This window comes from Devosia sp. A369 (assembly GCF_054489345.1).
Genome location: NZ_JBTMWV010000005.1, coordinates 110,096 through 130,021 on the forward strand (window position 1 = coordinate 110,096; position 19,926 = coordinate 130,021).

General features: G+C 64.0%; 22 protein-coding genes. 8 read left to right on the plus strand and 14 right to left on the minus strand.

All coding sequences use genetic code 11. From position 1 onward, the window contains the following. The first annotated feature begins 67 nt into the window (after positions 1 to 67). From ACX3OZ_RS08665 to ACX3OZ_RS08675, 3 genes are read left to right on the plus strand one after another with little or no spacing between them, the layout of a single operon-like run. A complete protein-coding gene (locus ACX3OZ_RS08665; protein WP_459104276.1) occupies positions 68 to 280 on the plus strand; it encodes a type II toxin-antitoxin system HicA family toxin in 213 nt (70 codons plus the stop codon). Continuing rightward, positions 273 to 560 carry a type II toxin-antitoxin system HicB family antitoxin gene (locus tag ACX3OZ_RS08670; RefSeq protein WP_459094329.1) on the plus strand — a complete coding sequence of 96 codons (288 nt, stop codon included), beginning with the start codon at positions 273 to 275 and terminating at the stop codon, positions 558 to 560. The genes ACX3OZ_RS08665 and ACX3OZ_RS08670 overlap by 8 nt, the downstream gene beginning before the upstream one ends. 10 nt (positions 561 to 570) lie before the next feature. Continuing rightward, positions 571 to 1,593 carry an LLM class flavin-dependent oxidoreductase gene (locus tag ACX3OZ_RS08675; protein WP_459104277.1) on the plus strand — a complete coding sequence of 341 codons (1,023 nt, stop codon included), beginning with the start codon at positions 571 to 573 and terminating at the stop codon, positions 1,591 to 1,593. Between the two features lie 3 nt (positions 1,594 to 1,596). On the opposite strand, the gene ACX3OZ_RS08680 is transcribed toward ACX3OZ_RS08675, so the two are convergent. Continuing rightward, positions 1,597 to 2,130 (minus strand): hypothetical protein, encoded by a 534-nt coding sequence (locus tag ACX3OZ_RS08680; RefSeq protein ID WP_459094331.1) that lies wholly within the window; start codon positions 2,128 to 2,130, stop codon positions 1,597 to 1,599. A gap of 269 nt (positions 2,131 to 2,399) precedes the next feature. On the opposite strand from ACX3OZ_RS08680, the gene ACX3OZ_RS08685 reads away from it, so the two are divergent. Beyond that, positions 2,400 to 4,997, plus strand: coding sequence for a transglycosylase domain-containing protein (locus tag ACX3OZ_RS08685; protein WP_459094332.1), 2,598 nt, complete (start codon positions 2,400 to 2,402; stop codon positions 4,995 to 4,997). A gap of 205 nt (positions 4,998 to 5,202) precedes the next feature. On the opposite strand, the gene ACX3OZ_RS08690 is transcribed toward ACX3OZ_RS08685, so the two are convergent. Next, positions 5,203 to 5,940, minus strand: a complete 738-nt coding sequence (locus ACX3OZ_RS08690) for a M48 family metallopeptidase (protein WP_459094333.1) — start codon at positions 5,938 to 5,940, stop codon at positions 5,203 to 5,205. Between the two features lie 369 nt (positions 5,941 to 6,309). Then, positions 6,310 to 6,777 carry a DUF2852 domain-containing protein gene (locus ACX3OZ_RS08695; RefSeq protein WP_459094334.1) on the minus strand — a complete coding sequence of 156 codons (468 nt, stop codon included), beginning with the start codon at positions 6,775 to 6,777 and terminating at the stop codon, positions 6,310 to 6,312. A 146-nt stretch (positions 6,778 to 6,923) separates the two neighbouring features. Here ACX3OZ_RS08695 and ACX3OZ_RS08700 point away from each other — a divergent pair, with 146 nt between their 5' ends. Continuing rightward, positions 6,924 to 8,240: an ActS/PrrB/RegB family redox-sensitive histidine kinase gene (locus tag ACX3OZ_RS08700; RefSeq protein ID WP_459094335.1), complete on the plus strand. Its 1,317-nt coding sequence runs from the start codon at positions 6,924 to 6,926 to the stop codon at positions 8,238 to 8,240. Between the two features lie 8 nt (positions 8,241 to 8,248). On the opposite strand, the gene ACX3OZ_RS08705 is transcribed toward ACX3OZ_RS08700, so the two are convergent. The 10 genes from ACX3OZ_RS08705 to ACX3OZ_RS08750 all read right to left on the minus strand — a co-directional run bounded on the left by ACX3OZ_RS08705 (position 8,249) and on the right by ACX3OZ_RS08750 (position 16,677). Next, a complete protein-coding gene (locus ACX3OZ_RS08705) occupies positions 8,249 to 9,085 on the minus strand; it encodes a metal ABC transporter permease (RefSeq protein ID WP_459094336.1) in 837 nt (278 codons plus the stop codon). Then, positions 9,082 to 9,936: a metal ABC transporter permease gene (locus ACX3OZ_RS08710; protein ID WP_459094337.1), complete on the minus strand. Its 855-nt coding sequence runs from the start codon at positions 9,934 to 9,936 to the stop codon at positions 9,082 to 9,084. The genes ACX3OZ_RS08705 and ACX3OZ_RS08710 overlap by 4 nt, the downstream gene beginning before the upstream one ends. Beyond that, a complete protein-coding gene (locus ACX3OZ_RS08715; RefSeq protein ID WP_459094338.1) occupies positions 9,933 to 10,823 on the minus strand; it encodes a manganese/iron ABC transporter ATP-binding protein in 891 nt (296 codons plus the stop codon). Before ACX3OZ_RS08715 ends, ACX3OZ_RS08710 begins: the two co-directional genes overlap by 4 nt. Further along, positions 10,820 to 11,710 (minus strand): metal ABC transporter substrate-binding protein, encoded by an 891-nt coding sequence (locus ACX3OZ_RS08720; RefSeq protein ID WP_459104278.1) that lies wholly within the window; start codon positions 11,708 to 11,710, stop codon positions 10,820 to 10,822. Before ACX3OZ_RS08720 ends, ACX3OZ_RS08715 begins: the two co-directional genes overlap by 4 nt. Positions 11,711 to 11,874: 164 nt before the next feature. Beyond that, entirely contained in the window at positions 11,875 to 12,072 is a 198-nt protein-coding gene (locus ACX3OZ_RS08725) for a hypothetical protein (protein WP_459094340.1), read from the minus strand. Between the two features lie 132 nt (positions 12,073 to 12,204). Continuing rightward, complete coding sequence (locus tag ACX3OZ_RS08730) at positions 12,205 to 13,092, minus strand: hypothetical protein (RefSeq protein WP_459094341.1); 888 nt, start codon at positions 13,090 to 13,092, stop codon at positions 12,205 to 12,207. Continuing rightward, entirely contained in the window at positions 13,089 to 13,994 is a 906-nt protein-coding gene (locus ACX3OZ_RS08735) for an ABC transporter ATP-binding protein (protein ID WP_459104279.1), read from the minus strand. The genes ACX3OZ_RS08730 and ACX3OZ_RS08735 overlap by 4 nt, the downstream gene beginning before the upstream one ends. After that, the gene (locus tag ACX3OZ_RS08740) at positions 13,987 to 14,358 is read right to left on the minus strand and encodes a GntR family transcriptional regulator (protein ID WP_459094343.1); all 372 of its coding nucleotides are present in this window, start codon (positions 14,356 to 14,358) and stop codon (positions 13,987 to 13,989) included. The genes ACX3OZ_RS08735 and ACX3OZ_RS08740 overlap by 8 nt, the downstream gene beginning before the upstream one ends. A 244-nt stretch (positions 14,359 to 14,602) precedes the next feature. Next, on the minus strand, positions 14,603 to 16,255 hold the full coding sequence (locus ACX3OZ_RS08745) for a TadG family pilus assembly protein (protein WP_459104280.1): 1,653 nt from the start codon (positions 16,253 to 16,255) through the stop codon (positions 14,603 to 14,605). Further along, positions 16,252 to 16,677: a TadE family protein gene (locus ACX3OZ_RS08750; RefSeq protein WP_459094345.1), complete on the minus strand. Its 426-nt coding sequence runs from the start codon at positions 16,675 to 16,677 to the stop codon at positions 16,252 to 16,254. The genes ACX3OZ_RS08745 and ACX3OZ_RS08750 overlap by 4 nt, the downstream gene beginning before the upstream one ends. Before the next feature lie 172 nt (positions 16,678 to 16,849). Here ACX3OZ_RS08750 and ACX3OZ_RS08755 point away from each other — a divergent pair, with 172 nt between their 5' ends. From ACX3OZ_RS08755 to ACX3OZ_RS08765, 3 genes are all read left to right on the plus strand, one after another. Continuing rightward, positions 16,850 to 17,608, plus strand: a complete 759-nt coding sequence (locus tag ACX3OZ_RS08755; RefSeq protein ID WP_459104281.1) for a copper homeostasis protein CutC — start codon at positions 16,850 to 16,852, stop codon at positions 17,606 to 17,608. A 121-nt stretch (positions 17,609 to 17,729) separates the two neighbouring features. Then, the gene (locus ACX3OZ_RS08760) at positions 17,730 to 18,386 is read left to right on the plus strand and encodes an aquaporin (RefSeq protein WP_459104282.1); all 657 of its coding nucleotides are present in this window, start codon (positions 17,730 to 17,732) and stop codon (positions 18,384 to 18,386) included. 81 nt (positions 18,387 to 18,467) lie between these two features. Beyond that, complete coding sequence (locus ACX3OZ_RS08765; RefSeq protein ID WP_459094348.1) at positions 18,468 to 19,250, plus strand: siderophore ferric iron reductase; 783 nt, start codon at positions 18,468 to 18,470, stop codon at positions 19,248 to 19,250. Positions 19,251 to 19,286: 36 nt separating this feature from the next. Here the strand turns inward: ACX3OZ_RS08765 and ACX3OZ_RS08770 are convergent, their stop codons facing one another. Continuing rightward, entirely contained in the window at positions 19,287 to 19,892 is a 606-nt protein-coding gene (locus ACX3OZ_RS08770; RefSeq protein WP_459104283.1) for an SH3 domain-containing protein, read from the minus strand. Positions 19,893 to 19,926: the final 34 nt, after the last annotated feature.

Here is a 19,926-nt window from a genome sequence, read left to right on the forward strand (position 1 = left end):
GGCGCCCGATGCTCTGCTTCTCGCTGGCGGCGCATGATGTGCCCAACCATTTTGGGGGCGGTTTATCATGGCGCCCGTGCAGCGCGATAGCCGACAGATCATCCGTCGCCTGCTGGCCGACGGGTTCATCCTTGTATCGACACGCGGTTCGCACCATAAATATCGGCATCTGTCGAGTGGGTGGACGGTGATACTGCCGCATCCGCGCAAGGACATTCCTGTTGGTACGGTCCGCTCGATCTATCGACAGGCAGGTTGGGACCCAGACAGCGATGCGTGAACTCCACTACATTGCGCTCATCCACAAGGACGCCGATTCCGGTTACGGCGTATCGTTTCCCGATGTTCCCGGTGTGATCGCAGTCGCCGATACGCTGGATGACGCCATCGCCGAAGCCGCCGCGGTCTTGGCCTTTGCCTTTGAGGATTGGCCGGGCGAGCGACCGGTGCCGCGGACCCTTGAAGCGCTGCGGCTCGATAGTGATTTTCAGGCAGCGGTAACCGAGGCGGTGGTTGCTGTCATCCGGCCATCGGCTGAGTATTACCAAGCCGCTGAATAGGCAAAACCCCATGAAAAACATCGGCTTTCTCTCCTTTGGTCACTGGTCGCCCTCGGTGCAGTCGCAGACGCGGTCGGCTGGGGATGCGCTGCTGCAATCGATCGATCTGGCCGTGGCGGCCGAGGAATTGGGGGCCGATGGCGCCTATTTCCGGGTGCATCATTTTGCCCGCCAGCTGGCGTCGCCATTTCCGCTGCTGGCGGCGATTGGGGCCAGGACTAAAAAGATCGAGATCGGCACGGCCGTCATCGATATGCGCTACGAAAATCCGCTCTATATGGTGGAGGATGCCAGCGCGGCTGACCTCATTTCCGGCGGGCGGTTGCAGCTGGGGATCAGCCGGGGCTCGCCCGAGCAGGTGATCGATGGCTGGCGCTATTTTGGCTATGGCCCGCATGAAGGCCAGACCGAGGCCGACATGGCGCGCGGCCATGCCGAGATCTTTCTTAACCAATTGAAAGGACTGGGCTTTGCCCAGCCCAACCCGCGCCCGATGTTCCCCAATCCGCCAGGTTTGCTGCGGCTTGAACCGCATTCCGAGGGGCTGCGCGATCGCATCTGGTGGGGGGCGGCGACCGATGCGACGGCGGTCTGGGCGGCGCAATTGGGGATGAATTTGCAGAGCTCGACGCTCAAATTCGACGAGAGCGGCAAGCCGTTCCATGTCCAGCAGGCCGAGCAGATTCGGGCCTATCGCGCCGCCTGGAAAGAGGCCGGTCATGCCCGTGAGCCACGGGTGTCGGTCAGCCGGTCGATCTTCGCTTTGGTCAATGATCTGGACCGCGCCTATTTCGGCAATGGCCGTTCGGAAGAGGATCAGTTCGGCTATATCGAGCCGGAAAAGCGCGCCGTGTTCGGTCGCGGCTATACTGCAGAACCCGATGTTTTAATTAAGGAATTGGCGATGGACGAGGCCATTGCCGAGGCCGATACGCTGCTGCTCACCGTGCCCAATCAGCTCGGCGTCGACTATAATGCGCATGTCATCGAGAGCATTCTGACCCATGTTGCGCCGGCGCTGGGCTGGCGCTGAGATCTAGGGCAGGCGGTAGTCCGAACCTGCGCAATTGCTGGCTTTCCAGTAGGAATCCACCGGGGTGAAATGGCCATGCGCGGCCTGTTCGACGCTGGCGGCGAAGGCCATGGCGCGGCATTCGTCGGGGCCGGCGACGACGTGGACCAGCTCGTGCAATATGGTCAGGCGGCGCAGATTGTCGGTGCCCGAATTGAAGAATTGGGGGCAGAACACCAAAGAAATCACCCCTTCTTCTGGCGGCAGGCGGACAAAGGCGGCAAAGCGGTCGCAGGAGCCGCTGGCTTTGTCACGGGTGACAAATTTGACTGTGATATCTGCGCCCCAATGGTCGGATTGGAAGCGCTGCCGCGTCAACGCCTGCTCGTAGGCGGCGATATCGAGCAAGAACGCGCTGCCAGCAAGCTGACGCTTTGCTTGCGAAAAGCTTGCGATGGCGGCCTCGAGCGCCGCGTCGCGCATTTGGCTTGGCGACGCGGCCATGACCGGGGTGGTCAGCAGCGCGATCAGGATGGCGATCAACGGCCGGAAATTCATGTCGCATGCCTCTAGCCGGTCCGACCGGGGACCGGCAAGTCTGTGACGCGCTGGCAACACCTGCCGGCAAACCGGCAAAACCCCACATAAACCGGCCACATTTGCCCCGGAGAAGAATGGGCTGATCACGCGGCAAGCGCCCCGGCAGCAATGCCGCGCCCGCGTCGAGGTCAGTATTTGCCTTAACCCTTCGGCAACCTGTGGTTCCCCGACGCTGCGGAACAGGATAGAAGCGGGCAAAAGGCACCAGTTTTTCTAAGGTCTGCTTGATGGATTTTCGCATTTCCGCCGATGACCGCGTGGGCAACCAGCCGGCCAAGGGCAATAAGCCCAAGGCTGCGGCGCGGGGTAAGGCCGGAGAGCGGGTCGAGCCCTCCATTGGTCAATCGATGAGCTTTTCCGTCGCTGATGAACGCAGCGGTGGCGGCGGTGGTGGCGGCAAGCCGCCCAAGGCCCCCAAGCGCGGCAAGGCCCAGCCGGCCAGGGCGCGCAAGAAGCGTTCGCGTAGCGGCGGGTTCCTGATGGGCCTGCTGTGGTGGAGCTTTGTTGCGTGCCTGTGGGGCGGCATCGCCGTCATTGGCGTCATCGTCTATTACGGGGCGCAGCTGCCCTCATCCAACACCTGGGCCATTCCCGACCGGCCGCCCAATATCCGCATTCTGGCGGCCGATGGCAGCCTGATTTCCAATCGCGGCGCCACCGGCGGCGAGGCGGTGACCTATCGCGAGCTGCCCTATTATGTGCCGGCCGCCATCATCGCCAGCGAAGACCGCCGCTATATGAGCCATTTCGGCGTCGATCCGATCGGCCTGATTTCGGTGGCCATTGAATCGGTGCAGGCGCGCGGCGTGACCCGCGGCGCCTCGACCATCACCCAGCAGGTGGCCAAGAACCTGTTCCTCACCCCCGACCAGACCCTGGGCCGCAAGGTGCAGGAAGCCATTCTGGCCGTGTGGCTGGAGCAGAATTACTCCAAGGAAGACATTCTCGAACTCTATATGAACCGCGTCTATTTCGGCGCCGGGGCAACGGGTATAGAGGCGGCGGCGCAGACCTATTTCGGCGTCTCGGCGCGCAATCTGTCGCTGGGCCAGGCGGCCATGCTGGCCGGCATCCTGCCCGCGCCCTCGGCCTATAATCCCAAGTCCAATCCCGAGCGGGCCATCGAGCGGCAGCGCCTGTCGCTCAACGCCATGGCGCGCGACGGCTTCATCACGCCCGAGGAAGCCGCAGCGGCCCAGATCGACCCCAACCAGAGCGTGCGCACCCGCGTCGCCGGTTCGGAAGACTATGTGGCCGACTGGGTCGAAAGCCTGATGACCGCCTATATTGGCGACATCGAAAGCGACGTGGTGGTGCAGACCACCATCGACTTCAAGATGCAGAAGGATGCCGAGTTCATCGTCAAGGAACTGGTCGCCTCCGAAGGCCCCAAGCGCGGCTTTAGCCAGGGCGCGCTGGTCGCCATGGATGTCGATGGCAAGGTGCGCGCCATGGTGGGTGGCGTCGATTATCAGGCCAGCCAGTATAATCGCGCCGTCACCGCCAAGCGTCAGCCCGGCTCGACCTTCAAGCCCTTCGTTTACATGGCCGCCATGGAAAAGGGCTACACGCCCGATACCTTGGCCGAAGACGCCCAGTTTGACTACAATGGCTGGAGCCCGCGCAATGCCTCCGGCAAATATGCCGGCACCGTGACCCTGCGCCAGGGCCTGGCCTATTCGCTCAACACCATCACGGCGCGCCTGGCCATCGACGTCACCCCGCAGGCGGTGATCGACGTGGCCACCCGCATGGGCATTTCCTCCCACCTGACGCCCGTGCCCGCCATCGGGCTGGGCACCCAGGAAGTGAACCTGCTCGAGCTGACCAGCGCCTACGCCCCCTTCGCCAATGGCGGTATGGGCGTCATTCCCAATGTCATCACCTCGATCCAATCCAAGGATGGCGATCTGCTGTATCAGGCCTCCGATGCCGGCCCCGGCCGCGTCGTCGATCCCAAGGTGCTGGCCGAGATGAACGACATGCTCAAGGAAGCGGTCGAAGTCGGTACGGGCCGCAGCGCCAATGTCGGCGGCTGGGAATTTGCCGGCAAGACCGGCACCAGCCAGAACGCCCGCGACGCGCTGTTTGTCGGCTACACCTCGGCCATGGTCACCGGCGTCTGGCTCGGCAATGACAATGACACCAAGACCACATTGTCGGGCGGCAACGTGCCGGCGGCGATCTGGTCGCAATTCATGACCAAGGCGCATGCCGGCAAGTCCATGGCCCCGATTCCGGGCGGCAACTATAACGGCCAGCTGGTCGCCCAGCAGGTGATCGACCCGACCACCGGCCAGCCGATGACGCAATATGTCGATGCCAATACCGGCCAGCCGGTACAGACCATGACCGATCCGGCCACCGGCCAGCTGCTGCAGCTCGATCCGGCCACTGGCCAATATCTGCCGGCGACCACGGCGGTGCCGGCCAGCCAGCCAATGCAGGGTGGCCAGATGGTCGATCCGGCGACAGGCATGCCGATCGGCAATGGCGGCGGCATGCTGGTCGACGCCAATGGGGTGCAGATCGATCCGACCACCGGCATGCCGGTGGGCCAGATCGTGCAGGATCAGGCCATCGATCCGGTCACCGGCTATCCGCTGCAGCCGCAGAATCCCGGCCTCACCCAGGCGCCGATTGACCCGAGCACCGGCCTGCCGATGGTCCTGGTGGTCGATCCGGCCACCGGCCAGCAGGTCTGGGTGCCCAGCGCCCCGGCCCAGATGCAGCCGCCGGCCCCCTTGGGCCAGCCGGTGCCGATCGAAAACGAACGCAGCCAACGCACGCTGATGGATCTGATTTTCGGCGATCAGCAGAACTAGGGGCTTCGCCCCTTTTACTGGAGCGCATCACCAAACTCGGTGTCGTCCCGGCCTTGAGCCGGGACCCATCCTGAGATGGGTGTGATGGCTCACCCGATCACCTTGCGGCGACGGGTTGATCTCGAGCTGGGCCCCGGCTCAAGGCTGGGGTGACATCGGGGGTGGGGTGACATCGGGGGTGGGGAGCCTTCGGGGATAAGCCGCCTTAGGCGCCGTGTACCATCAATTGCCGACCATGGGTTTTCAGCCAGGCGCGGCCGCGGTCCATGTCGGGGAGGGTGCGTTTGACCGTGGCCCAGAAGGCGGGGGAGTGGTTCATTTCCACCAGATGGGCGACTTCGTGGGCGGCGACATAGTCGAGCACGAAGGGCGGGGCCAGCACCAGGCGCCAGTTGTAATTGATATTGCCCGAGGATGAGCAGGAGCCCCAGCGGCTGGCCTGACTGCGCATCTTGACCGATTTGACGGTGACATTGAGCCGCTCGGCATGGATGGCGGTGCGCAGTTCGAGATCGGCCTGCGCCTGTTGCTTGAACCAGTCGGTCAGCCTTCGGGCTTGATGGGCCGCATCGCCGGGCACCAGCAGCACTGGCGCGCCATCGTCGTCAGCGATTTCGACCCGGCCGCGCAGCTTGCCGGTGCCGATGATGCGGTGGTCCACCCCGCGCAGGGGGACGACGCCGCCATCGGCGAAACTGGTGGCGGTGGGCGCGCGCTGGATGCGGGCGGCCAGCCAGTTGCGGTGGCGGATGAGGAAGGCCTCGGCTTCGGTCCATTTGCCATGCGGCGGCAGGGTGAGCACCGGGCCGCCGCTATGGGGAATCGACAGCCGATAGCTGCGCGTCCGCGCATTGACGCGCACCGTGACGGTCACCGGCGCCCCATCGATGTCGATGAGGGTGCTGGCCGGAATTTTGGACTTGGCGCGGAAGAACAGGTTCATGGGGGCCGTGGGGAATCGTTGGGGGAGTGTAGCGCGGGATGGCGTCACACGCACGGTCAGTCCCTTTTTCCGTGCATCGGCGTGTTGGGCTCCACCCCACCCTCAATCCCTCCCCATCAAGGGGAGGGAGGCGCAAGTTGCGATGGCGGTGTTCATCGTCTCCCTCCCCCTTGTGGGGAGGGATCAAGGGTGGGGGTGGATTGGCCACTATATTGGGGCTCTCGCACCCCCTCCTAGCCTCCCCCGTCAAGGGGGAGGTACAGCGCAGTGGATGGGGGAGATGAGGGCAAGCCGCCAGCGCCCAAGAAAAAAGCGCCCCTTTTGGGGGCGCTAGTTTGGTCCGGGGACCGACTTCAGGGGAGGAAGGGATTAGCCGTTATTGTTGGTCCAGCTGTCGCCATTGTCGGGCTTGGGCTGGTCAAAGCCCTGGCGCGAGCCACGGCGTTCGTTCATGAAGCGATCGAATTCTTCGCGATCCTTGGCCTTGTTGAGGTTGGCCATATATTCGTGGAAGGCGTCGATTTCGGCGTCGAGGCGGGCGCGTTCTTCTTCGAGGCGCTTGAGCTGTTCGGCGCGATAGTCGTCAAAGGCTGCATTGCCGCTCGAGCTCATGCCGTAACTCCGCTTGTTCCAGCTCTGGTGGCCCTTGTTGGACGAGCACCAGGCTTTGCCCTTGTTGAAATAGGCTTGGGCCTTTTCCGGCGAGCCGCCGAATTTTTCGCCCCAGAGGATGTAGCCCAGCACCGCCAGGCCGAGCGGCCAAAAGATGATAAAGCCCATAACCATGAGGGCGATGGTCAGCGGCGACCATTGTGGTTTGATGATTGCTGTGGTCATTTCGGTTTCAGTCTCCCAGTCACGATGAGCTTTACATGGCCCGTGCCGAGACAGGATCAATGCTGTGCCCATGGATTTTTTGGTCTTGAAACTGGATTTTTGTCTCCCTATGGCGCGACGGATTTTTGCCTCGGAAGGGCTTTGAAATGAGTATGATCCAGGCCGATGGCCTGCCTTTGCCCTCGACCTGGCGGCCGCTGCGGCTGCAGACGCTGGTGCTGCTGCGCTGGCTGGCGGTGGGTGGCCAGACCATCGGCGTGCTGTTTGTCGCCTTCGGGCTGGGCTTTCCGCTGCCGCTGTTTGAATGTTTTGTGCTGATCGCCCTGTCGGCGCTGGTCAATCTGTGGCTGGTGCTGAAGCTGGGGACTTCCTACCGGCCGTCGGTGCGCTCGGCCGCCGGCCAGGTGGCGTTCGACCTGTTGCAATTGGGCGGGCTGCTGGCGCTGACCGGCGGGCTGCAGAATCCGTTTTCGCTGCTGCTGCTGGCGCCGGTTTCGGTGTCGGCGACGACGCTGCCGCAGCGGGCCACCTTTCTGGTGGCCCTGCTGGCGGTGGTGATCGCCTCGATCCTGTCGGTGTGGCATTTGCCGCTGCCGTGGAATCCGCTCGAGCGCATCGTCTTCAACCGCATCTATGTCATCGGCATCTGGGTTTCGATCGTCTGCGGCGTGGTGTTCATTTCCGCCTATGTCAGTCGCGTCGCCCATGATGCGCGCCAGATCGCCGACGCCTTGGCGGCCACCGAGCTGGCGCTGTCGCGCAAGGAGCAATTATCGGCGCTGGACGGGCTGGCCGCTGCCGCCGCGCATGAGCTGGGCACGCCGCTCTCTACCATTGCGCTGGCGGCCAAGGAGATGCGCAGCGAGGCCGAGCCGGGCAGCGATCTGGCCGAGGATGTGGAACTGATCATCGCTCAGGCGGCGCGCTGCCGGGCGATCCTGGCCAAGCTGCGCAATCTGGGCAATGAAAGCGGCGACCCGTTTGCGGCGGTGCCGCTGACCGATCTGCTGGCCGAAGTGGCGCGGCCGCATGAAGGGCGCGGCAAGGCGATCCTGTTTTATTACGAGAAGGCAGCCGGCCCGGCGCCGGTGTTCCAGCGCAGCGTGGGACTGCTGTATGGGCTGGGCAATCTGATCGAGAATGCCAGTGATTTCGCCCGCTCGACGGTGCGGGTCGAGGCGGCGTGGGATGGTGAGGCGGTATCGGTGTCGATCACCGATGACGGGCCGGGCTTTGCGCCGGAGCTGATCGCGCGGCTGGGCGAGCCCTATCTCACCAGCCGCCCGCGCGATCCGCAGGGGCCTGACGCCAACAAGCCCGGCGGGCTGGGGCTGGGCGTGTTCATCGCCAAGACGCTGCTGGAGCGCACCGGGGGGCGGCTGGCCTTCGAAAATATCGCCGCCAATGGCCATGCAAGGGTGCGCATCGTCTGGCCGCGCAGTGCGGTGGAAGGGACTGCCTGAGCGGGGGCTCAGGCAGCAAGCACGGCAGGCCGGCGGGTGGTGATGATGAAGGTCACGATAAAGGTGGCGCTCATCAGCAGCACGATGGTCGGGGCCGGGGCGCTGTCGATGAAGAAGCTGGCATAGATGCCGAGCAGCGAGCAACTGACCGAGACGGCCACTGCGATACCCAGCATCGGGGCGAAACGCTTGGAGAGCAGATAGGCGATGGCGCCGGGGGCCACCAGCAGGGCGATGGCCAGCACGATGCCGACGGCGGTCAGCGCGGCGACGATGGTCAGCGACAACATGGCCAGCAGCCCATAATGCAGCACCCGCACCGGCAGGCCGATGGCGCCCGCCTGTTGCGGATCGAAGGTGAACAGCAGCAGATCGCGCCATTTGGCGAGCACGATGGCGGTGACCACCAGCGCGATCAGACCGGTCTGGATCAGATCGGCCGGGCCGATGCCGAGGATGTCGCCGAACAGGATATGGTCGAGATGCACATCGGTCTGGATCGAGGTGTAGAGCACAATGCCGAGACCGAAGAGGCCGGCAAACACCACCCCCATCACCGTGTCTTCCTTGATGCGGGAATTTTCCTTGAGATAGCCGACCGCCAGGGCGCAGCCCATGCCGGCGCCAAAGGCGCCGATGCCGAGCGGGATGCCGACAATATAGGCCAGCACCACGCCGGGCAGCACGGCATGGGAGATGGCGTCGCCCATCAGCGACCAGCCCTTGAGCACCAGGAAGCAACTGAGCAGGGCGGTGGGAATGGCGACCATGAGGGCGATGATCATGGCGTTGGTCATGAAGGGGAAGTGGAACGGCCACAGCGCGTAAATGAGGAACTCGTTCATGACGCGATCTCCCTAGCGGCGCGGCGTCTGGCGGCGAGCAGGCCATGCTTGGGGGCAAAGACGAAGGCGAGCAGGAAGACAACGGTCTGCAGCACGACGATGACGCCGCCGGTGGCGCCATCGAGGAAGAAGGAAATATAGGCCCCGACCAGCGAGGACAGCGTGCCCACCGCGATGGCGATCAGGATCAGCCGGGGGAAGCGGTCGGTCAGCAGATACGCCGTGGCGCCGGGGGTGACGACCATGGCGATGACCAGGAAGGCGCCGACGGTCTGCATGGCGGCGACGGTGCAGGCGGCGAGCAGGGTGAAGAAGATGCCGCGCAGCAAGGGCGGGTTGAGGCCGATGGAGCGGGCGTGGCTTTCATCGAAAAACACCACCATCAGATCTTTCCAGATCACCAGCATCACCGCCAGCGTCACCACGGCAATCAGCACCAGTTGCAGCGTGTCTTCGGGGGTAACGGCCAGGATATTGCCCATGACGATCGTCTGGATATTGACCGAGGTCGGCGACAGCGAAATCATGAACAGGCCGAGGCCGAAAAACCCGGTGAAGATCAGCCCGATCACCGCATCTTCCTTGAGCTTGGTGCGCTGGGTGAGAAACAGCATGGCGGCAGCGGCGAGGCCGCCGGAAAAGAAGGCGCCGATGGAAAACGGCAGGCCCAGCATATAGGCGCCGGCCACGCCGGGCACGATGGAGTGGCTCAGCGCGTCGCCGATCAGCGACCAGCCCTTGAGCATCAGATAGGCCGAGAGGAAGGCGCAGACGCCGCCGACCAGCGCCGAAACCCAGATGGCGTTGATCATGTAATGATAGTTGAAGGGCAGCAGCAGGGTTTCGATCATTCGTCGACCTTGTCGGACTGTTTTGTCGTCATCTTGCCGGTCTCGCCATACATCACCAGCGGGCGTTCATCGTCGGTCAGCACGGTGATGTGGCGCGGATCGTCGTCGTCATGCAGGGCGGCGCCGGCCAGCACGAAGTGGCGCAACGCCCCGCCAAAGGTGATTTCGAGCCATTCGCGGGTGAACACTTCGGCGGTGGGGCCGGAGGCGAGTACGGTGCCCTTGACCAAGACGGTGCGGTCGCAGAATTCGGGGACCGAGCCCAGATTATGCGTCGACACCAGCATCACCTTGCCCTCGTCGCGCAGGTCGCGCAGCAGGGCGACAATGGCATCCTCGGTCTTGACGTCGACGCCGGTAAACGGCTCGTCGAGCAGGATGACCTGGCCTTCCTGCGCCAGCGCGCGAGCGAGGAAGACGCGCTTTTTCTGCCCACCGGAGAGTTCGCCGATCTGGCGATGGCGGAACTCCACCATGTTGACGCGTTCCAGCGCCCGGGTGACCATCTGGTGATCCAGCGGCTTGGGGCGGCGCAGCAGGCCCATATGGCCATAGCGGCCCATCATCACCACGTCCTCGACCAGCACCGGGAAATTCCAGTCGACATCTTCCGACTGCGGCACATAGGCGACGAGGTTGCGCTTGAGCGCCTGCCTCCCCTGCACGCCGAGGATTTCCACGGTGCCGCCAGCCAGCGGCACAAAGCCCATAATGGCCTTGAACAGGGTGGATTTGCCCGAGCCATTGACCCCCACCAGCGCGGTAATGGAACCGCGCGGAATGGTGAAGCTGGCATGCTTGATGGCGGTGGTGCCATTGCGATAGGCGACGGTGATGTCGCTGACCACAAGGCCCGGCGCGGCGATATCGTGCGTCATGTCGTTCATGGCGTCAGCCCTTCGACAATCGTGGTGGTGGTGACCTTGAGCAGGTCGAGATAGGTCGGCACCGGGCCATCGGGCTCGCTCAGCGAATCCACATAGAGCACGCCGCCATATTTGATGTCGGTTTCGCGGGCGACCTGCTGGGCCGGCTTGGGCGAAATGGTGGATTCCGAAAAGATCGCCGGCACATCATGCTCGCGCACCTGGTCGATGACATGGCGCACCTGCTGCGGCGTGCCCTGCTGATCGGCATTGATCGGCCAGAGATAGAGTTCCTTGAGGCCGAAATCGCGCGTCAGATAGGAGAAGGCGCCTTCCGAACTGGCGAGCCAGCGCCGGTCCTCGGGAATGGCGGCGATGGCGGCGCGGATCGGGGCCACGGTGGCGGTGATCTCGGCCGAATAGGCGGCGGCATTGGCGTCGTAGATCGCGGCATTGGCCGGATCGGCGGCAACGAAGGCGGCGCGGATATTGTCGACATAGACCAGCGCGTCGGTGGGCGACATCCAGGCATGCGGGTTGGGCTTGCCGGAATAGGGGCCCTCGCCAATGCCCATCGGCTCAATGCCGGTGGTGACCACCACCGAGGGCACCGCGCCCAGATTGGCCAGGAACTGCTCGAACCATTGTTCCAGATTAAGCCCGTTCCACAGGATCAGATCGGCCCCCTGCGTCGCGATAAGATCGCCGGGGGTGGGCTGGTAATTATGGATTTCCGCACCGGGCTTGGTGATCGACACCACATCGGCGGCATCGCCGGCGACGTTGCGGGCCATGTCGGCAATGATGGTGAAAGTGGTGACGGCCTTGAGGCGATCCTGAGCGGTGGCGGGCAGTGTCGCGGCGAGCGCCGCAGACAGAACGAGGGCAGCAAACACGCGACGATGCATCGATCACTCCAAAATCAGTCCCTCATAGGTAGTGCAATTGCAAATCATTCGCAATAGCGGATTGGGCGGGGCGTGAATGGGGGATGCGGCATCGCAACCCCCATCGCGCGCGTGACAGCGGCAACCGCCGTCGCGAGACGGCGCATGCTGCGGCAGGTGTGGAGTTAGTGGATCTCGTCATCCGGATCGGGCAGGAGCGGGATGAGGTCGGCGACAGCGTCATAGGCCTTGGCCTGGCAGAGGCGGGCGGCTTCTTCTACCAGCAGGCGGATCAGCTCGCTGCCTTCGGCAGGCAGAATGGCAAGCGCCTGCTGCAGGTGGTCACGGGCAGTTTCATAGCGCAGGTCGGGAAACAGACTCATGGTGCGTCCCACTAACGCCCCCAGCCGAGGATTCTGGTCGCCGGCCCTCGCCGGGCCGTTACCGGCATCGGCGCAGTTTGATGCAAATTGTCGGCATGGCCCCCGTGGTTCACCACGAGGGCCGGATGCGGCTCAGTTGTCGTTGCTGCGGCGGCGATATTCGCTGGCGAAATACAGCGCCACCACGGCAAACACCGCGCCGATGCCGACCTGCAACCAATCCATATTGGCAATCAGGTCACTGGCGAAAGCCACGCCGCTAAAGCTCTGGTCGGAGGTGATCCAGTGTTCCAGATAGGGCGTATCTGGCAGCGCGGAGCGGTATTCCATGAAGCGCCAGATATGGGTGGCGAAGGGATGGAGGCCCCCCAAAGTCACCCATTCCAGCGTCGACAGCAGCGCCGGCAGCAGCAGCGAGATGGGGATGGCCCAGCGGCCGACGGCGGTGGCCATGGCCCCGACCAGCGCCATGGCCGGCAGATACCACAGCAAGCCGCAGACCAGCACCGACAGGATGGCCAATGCCACCTGGCCATAGATGCCGACAATGCTGGCCAGGGTCGCGCCGGTGCCGGTGCCGTTGATCAGCATGGTGGCATAGGCCACTCCGAACAACAGCACACCGCTGAGCAGGGCCACGGCATAGACCGTGCCGGGCAGGATGGTCAGCGCCGCCGTCAGCTTGGCCAGCAGCATCTTGAAATCGCTGACCGGCATCGACTTCCAGAACAGCATGGCATTGTTGCGTTTGTCGGCGGCAAAGCCATCGGCGCAGTAGAAGAACAGCACGGAGATCAGATAAAGCGACCAGCCCAGCCCGAAGCCGAGAAAGCCGACTTCGAACACCCGCAGCGGGGCGACGGTGAAGATGGCGCCGGAAAAGCGGGCATCGACGCGGCCCACGGTAAAGGCCAGCACGGTGGCGCCGAACAAAACGGCCACCAGCAGCAACGGGCCGATCAGGAAGGCCCCCTTATGCTCGATCAGCTCGCGGTGGATGAGCGCGATAAAAGCCTTCATCGGGCGGTCTCCGGATTGGCAGTGGGACGCTGCATCAGCGCGACGAACAAATCGCTGAGGGTGGGGGTAGAGAGCTTGCCGAAGGGCTCCAGCAGATTGCGGTCGACGCCATCAAAGATCATCACCGTCTGGCCGAAGCGGGTTTCCTCATAGACCGGATGATAGGCGCGGGCGGCAGCCTGCGCCGCCGGATCGCTGATCACCAGCTGGGTGAATTTGTCGTTCACCGTTTCCATCTGCATATGCAGGATCAGATCGCCATCGCGGATGAACATGATGTCGGAGAGCATGAACTCGATCTCGTCCACCTGATGGGTGGTGATCAGCAGGGTCCGCTCCTCGGTCATGTAGTCTTCGAGCAGGCGGCGGTAGAAGCGCTTGCGATAGGTGATATCGAGGCCGAGCGTCGGCTCGTCGAGCACCAGCAGCTTGGCGTCGATCGCCATCACCACCGCCAGATGCAGCTGCGCGACCATGCCCTTGGAGAGATGCTTGACCTTCATCTCGGGGCGAATGTCGGTGCCTTCGAGAAAGGCGCGCGCCTTGTCCTGCGAAAATTTGGGGTGGATGTTGCTGAGCAAAGCGAACAGCTCGCGCACCCGCAGGAAGCGGGGCAGGCTGGCCACGTCGGAAATGAAGGCGACGTTCTCCATCAGCTTGGCGCGCTGGGCGAACGGGTCCTCGCCCAAGACGCGGATCGTGCCTTCACAATTGGTCAGGCCGAGCATGGCGTTGAGCGTGGTGGTCTTGCCGGCACCATTATGGCCGATCAGCCCATAGATGCGGCCGGCGGGAATATTGAAATCCAGCCCATGCAGGATTTCCTTGCGGCCAAAGCTTTTGCGCAGGCCGCGGGCGGAAACAATGGGTTCGAGGCTGGTGGAGGGGGAAAGCTCAGTCATTTTCTGCACCTGTGGCAGGAGAACTGGAAAGCAGGGTTTTGAGATCAAGATCGAGCGCCTTGACCTGGGCGAGGATGCGGGGCCAGTCGTCCTTGAGGAATTTGTCGCGTTCATGGGCGAGCAGCTCGGCCCGCGCTCCGGTTTTGACGAACATGCCCAGCCCTCTGCGTTTTTCGACCACGCCAATATCGACCAGCGCTTCGAATGCCTTGGTGACCGTCAGCGGATTGACCGACAGGTCGGCGGCGATCTGACGGACCGAGGGCAACGCCTCGCCCTCACCCACCGTTCCGCGCAGGATCATCTCGGCAAGCCGTTGCCGTATCTGCACGAAGATCGGCTGGCTGGTGTGAAAATCATCCATGTGTGATGCCTGTGTAGTGTGCTGGTTATCTAGCACACTGAGGGGGTGAGTCAAGATGTTTCCGCTCTCCCCTTCTCCCCTTGCGGGAGAAGGTGCCCGAAGGGCGGATGAGGGGTCACTTTCGTTCGCGTCGAAGCATGGGTGAACGCAGCACCCCTCACCCTGGATTTCTGCTGAACGCAGAAATCTGTCCCTCTCCCTCGAGGGAGAGGGGGGCAGTGGTTTGTGGCGCAGGCGAAGCCTGTTAGCCGACCAGAACGGGGTGGCCGCAGCGGACGTCATAGACTTGAACATCGGCTTCGCCGAGCGACAGGCCGACCAGGGTCAGAATTCTTGTGATGGTGAGGTCGAGGGTGGGCGCCAGCGGGGCGAGCAGATTGTTCAGCGCCGGGGCGATGATGCCGAGCGGGATGCCGATGGCGTTGAGGGTGAGCCGGCCCAGCAGCGAGCCGACCAGTGAGCCGACCGGGGTGCTGGTTTTGGCGGTCTTGACCGTGCCGGCGGCGATCTCGGCCGGTGAAAAGCTCAGCGCCACCGGCTGGGTCTGGGCGATATTGGCCTCGGCCGCGCCGGTGACCTTGAGGCCGATGAGGTTGATCAGCACCGCCTCGGTGATATTGGGCGGGGTGTTGAAGGCGCCGAAGCTTTGCGGCGTCACTTCGCCCAGAATGAGCCGGGCAATGCCGGGGCGCGTCAGGATGGTGGCGCTGCCGGATTTATTGCTGCCGGAGGGGCAGGATGCCGATGCCACCACCGCCTCGGCGTGGGCGACTTCGAGATAGAGCGGCAGGCGCACATCGAGCAACGGCAGCAGGGGCAGTAGCGGCAGTTTCAGGCCGAGTTCGGACAGCAGCCGCATCCGCACCTGCGCGGTGCGGATCACCGTGCCGGTGCTGCCAATGCCATACCAGCCACCGCCCTGCGGCGGCTCGCCCACCGCCAGATCGATGCTGATGCGGGTCAGCCCCGGCACGCCGGCGGTGAGGCCCAGCGAGACCTGATGCTGGCCATCGCTGAGGCCGGCGCTGGCGGTCAGCAGCTCGAGCGCCGAAATCTTGGTGAACAGGCCTTGTCCCGTGCCCGAGCCGATGGCCAAGCGACCCAGCGGGCCGAGATCGAGCAATTGTCCGAGCCTGACCTTGCCATTGTGGCTGGTCGAGCCGGCCAGCTTGGCCATGGCGCTGCGTTCGGCGCCGGTCAGCAGGCTGGCCAGCGCCCCGGCCAAGGTGGCGTGATCGACCGACATGGCCAGCAGGTCGTCATAGCTGCCGGCGGTGAGATTGAGCTTGCCGGCCAGCGCGTCGAGCAGGCCGAATGTATCGACGCGAGCGCTGAGCAGGGCCTGGTAGTCGAGGGCGGAGAGGCTGACATCGACGCCGAGCAGGGGCTTGAGCACCGCATTGGCGATGCCGTCATTGAGGCTGGCGAGGCGCGAACCGATGGAGAAGGAGACTTGCGGGGTGACCGAGGCGATGGCGCCGGCCCCCAATATCGGCGCATCGGCCCAGCTCTTGGCGAAATGCAATTGGCCGGGGCGCTGGAACTGTACCGACACCGCATTGAGTGGGCTTTTCCCGGCGACGAAGCGGGCGGCGGCGGGCATAGCAGGGTCGGGATTGTAGTGGCCGGTGATCACCGTCAGGCCGCTGGTCGAGCCGGCGGGGAGCAGCCCGGCCTCCACCAGCGAGGTCTGGGCCAGGCTGGCCGCCCGGCCCGGATCGCCGGCGGCCGACAATGCCGCCAGATCGACGCCATTCTGGATCATGCGGCGCTCGTGATAGAGGGCGGCGCCATCGACGGCGACGGCCGAGACCATGGCCGACACGGCAAAGCCCATGGCGAACAGCACCGCCATATTGGCGCGGCTATCGGCGCAAAAGCGGGCCCACAAATTCATATGCCGCCCCGGCGAATGGTCGAGCTATAGGCGATCTGCTGGCTGGGCAGCGGCAGCGGCAGATAGAGGTTCCAGATCGGCAGTTCGGAGGCGTCATAGGTCAGCGTCACTCGGTAATGTTCGGGGTCGCCCGGCTTGTCGCCGATGCGCACCGTCAGCCGCCGCCGATCGATCAGCGCATAGCTATCGGCATTGGCATCGAGAAATTCTTTGACCAGCCTGTTGCGTTCGGGCTCGTCGAGCCCGGCAATGGCGGTGCGGGCGGCGTCGGCCGCCAGCTGCTGCAGCGCATGGGCAGCGCCGAAATAAATGCCATAGGCCAGCATGCCGGTCAGCAGCAGCAGGAAGACCGGGGTCAGAATGGCAAATTCGACAGCCGAAGTGCCGCTGCTATCGCGGACCCAGCCAGCAATCGGGCGCATGGCATATCCTCCAGCCCCCATCTTGGCCCGGCAAGCCTGTCCGGCGGTGAGCGCGGCGCTAGGGGCCAGTGCCTATTCCGCTTGGTAGAAATGCCGATGGGCAGGCCGGGAAGATTGGCCTTGCACCTCTGCACAAGATCACTACCAATAGAGTACCAATTGGAGACCACTCATGAGCAAATACCCGTTCAAAATTGAAATCTGCGTCGAGGGCATCGATGGTTTGATGGCGGCGCAGGATGCGGGTGCCGACCGGGTGGAGCTATGCGCCGGACTGGTGGAAGGCGGGCTGACGCCGAGCCTGGGCGTGGTGCGCGAATCGCTGCGGCAGGCCAGCATTGCCTTCCACGTCATCATCCGCCCGCGCGGTGGCGACTTCCTCTATTCGGAACGCGAATTCGCCACCATGCTGGATGACGTGAAGGCGATGCGCGAGCTCGGCGTGGCCGGTGTGGTCATTGGTTGCCTGACGCCGGATGGCCGCATTGACGAGGTCCGCACCAAGGCGCTGGTCGAGGCGGCCGGGCCGATGAGCGTCAATTATCACCGCGCCTTCGACATGACGGCGGATTACCGCGAGGCCATCGAGGCGCTGGTGCGCTGCGGGGTGCAACGGGTGCTGACCAGCGGCCAGCGCGACACCGCCATCGAAGGCAGCGATATTCTCAAGGACTGCGTCGCCATCGCCAATGGCCGCATCGCCATCATGGCTTGCGGCGAACTCGACGCCGGCAATATCGCCCAGGTGCGGCAGGCGACCGGGGTTGACGAGATGCATTTTGCCTCGCCGGTCACCATCAAAAGCGGCATGGAATTCCGCAATCCGCATGTCGGCATGGGCGGCACCGCCATCGAGCGGGAGTATGAAATCACCCTGACTGATGTCGATGCGGTGCGCGCCACCATCGCTGCGGCGCGGCAAGCCGCCTGAGAAAATCCGGTGCTGCCCGGCATTTAGCCCCTTGCCTGTGGCGGGTTGTCACAGGAAGTCTTGTCGACCGGGGCTGATTCGCGGCCGGCATGGGAAAAATGGATTGGGGATACCAAGCGTCATGAACAAACTGATTGCGGAATTCATCGGCACGGCGGTGCTGGTGTTGATCGGCTGCGGGGCGGCCGTGCTGGGCGGCGACGCCATCGGACAGGTCGGCATTGCCCTGGCCTTCGGTCTGGCTGTGGTGGCCATGGCCTATGCCATCGGGCCGATTTCGGGCTGCCATATCAACCCGGCGATCAGCCTGGGCTTCTATCTCGATGGGCGGATGGATCTGCTGAGCATGTTTCAGCACTGGATCGCCCAGTTTGCCGGCGCACTGGTCGGCGCACTGATCCTGTGGGCCATCGTCGGCAGCAATACCGGGCTGGGCCAGAATGGCTGGGGCCCCGGCTATCTCGGCGAATACTCGATGCTGGCCGCGCTGATCTTCGAGATCGTCTTCACCGCCATCTTCGTCGTCGTCGTGCTCGGTTCGACCGGCGAACGCGCTGCGCCCCATATTGCGGGCCTTGCCATCGGGTTGTCGCTGACCGCCATCCATCTGGTCGGCATTCAGGTGACCGGCGTTTCGGTCAACCCGGCACGTAGTTTTGGCCCGGCGATTCTGGTGGCCGGCCAGGCGCTGTCCCAGCTCTGGCTGTTCATCGTCGCGCCGCTGGTCGGCGGGGCACTGGGCGCGCTGCTGTTCCGCCTGAAGCTGCTCAAGGTCTAAGCGAACGCCGCAGAGCTAGTTTGGCCGCCGGAGCGATCCGGCGGCCTTTTCTTGCCGGTGCTGGGGCGCTAGAAGCGAGGCATGGCCCGCTCCTTCCTGTTTGCGCAAGACACTGGCGACGCGGCGACGACGCGGCTGCTGGCCACGGCGGCGCAGGTCACCGGTTTCATGAAGGGCGAGCCCGGCCCGGCCCGTGCGGGTTGGTATCAGCCCGGCGCCGATAATAGTGCCATGCTGGCCCAACTGCATGAAGCGCTCCGCGCCACCCATCCCAAGGCCGGACCGGCGTTTTACGCGGTGCGGCTATGGACCAATCTGATCTGGCAGCCGGCCTATCTGGCAGTAATCGCCGCCCATATTCACGGCGCGGTGCCGGCGCTGGAAGGCTTGAGCCAGCAGAGGCGGGGGATTTATGTCGATGGTTTTCGCTTGTTGCCGGGTGCGCAGAGCAGCGGCACGCCCGAGGCGCTGATCGCCAATGCTGGGACCCAGCTCAAGGCAATGACGGCGACCATGCTGGACGAGGTCAATGCGCAGGCCAGGCTCAAGCCGCTACCGGCGCGGCGCTTGCTGGCCGATCGCATGCTGAGCCTGATGGTGTGGCTGAAACAGCGCCGGCCGGAACTGCCGAACGAGACCATCGAAGCCTATACGGCGCAATGGCTGGAGGTGTTGGGGCTGAGTGGCCAGGGCAGTCTGGAGCGGGTGGAAGCCAGCGGGCACAGCCTGCTGATCGTCAAGCGCAAGGGGTGCTGTCTCGATTATCTGATCACCCCCGACCGGCTTTGCGCCACCTGCCCCAAACAGGACAATGATTTGCGCATCGCCCGCCAAGTCGCCAATGCAGTAGCGGAACTGGAATAAAAAGACCGCCGCGGGCCGCGCCCGCCGCCCGCCCCGCTAGTCGAATGCTTCGTCGGGATAGACGCCCCAGAGTTCTTCCTGGTGCAGATAGCCCGAATAGGTGGCGGCGCGCTGGCCGTCCGGCGCGGTGGCGCTGACTTCGCACCAGATGCCGTCGCATTCCTTGATGGTGACCTTGAGCCCTGGCCCGAGCCGGGCGCGGATGCCGGCTTCGTCGGACTGGCCGGAACGCAGCGGAATTTCGCCATTGGCCAGCAGCGGGGTGACATAGCCGGCGCGGGTGCCGGTCAGCAGGTTCTGGTGAATCCAGCCTTCGGCGCCGTCGACGTCACGGATTTTGCGCCAGGTATCGAATTCCTGGATGATTTCGACCGGCAGGCCGGATTTAAGATAGGTCCAGGCGATATCGTATTTCTGGCCGGGGCCGACGCGCACATTGATCGGTTCGGAGCGGGTGCTGGCAAAGCGCGGCAGCGGCAGGCCGCTACTGCCCAAAGTCTGGGCTATGGCAGGCGCAACCAGCAGCAACACCGCCAACAGTGCCGACAGGGCGCGCAGCATAGCGGTGGGGTGACGGCCAAAAATGTGGCGAGGAAACTCGTCGGACATGACTTCGCAGAATAATTGGAATTGTCTTAACACTAGCCAATGATCCTTAATGGGCGCTAAAGGGGGT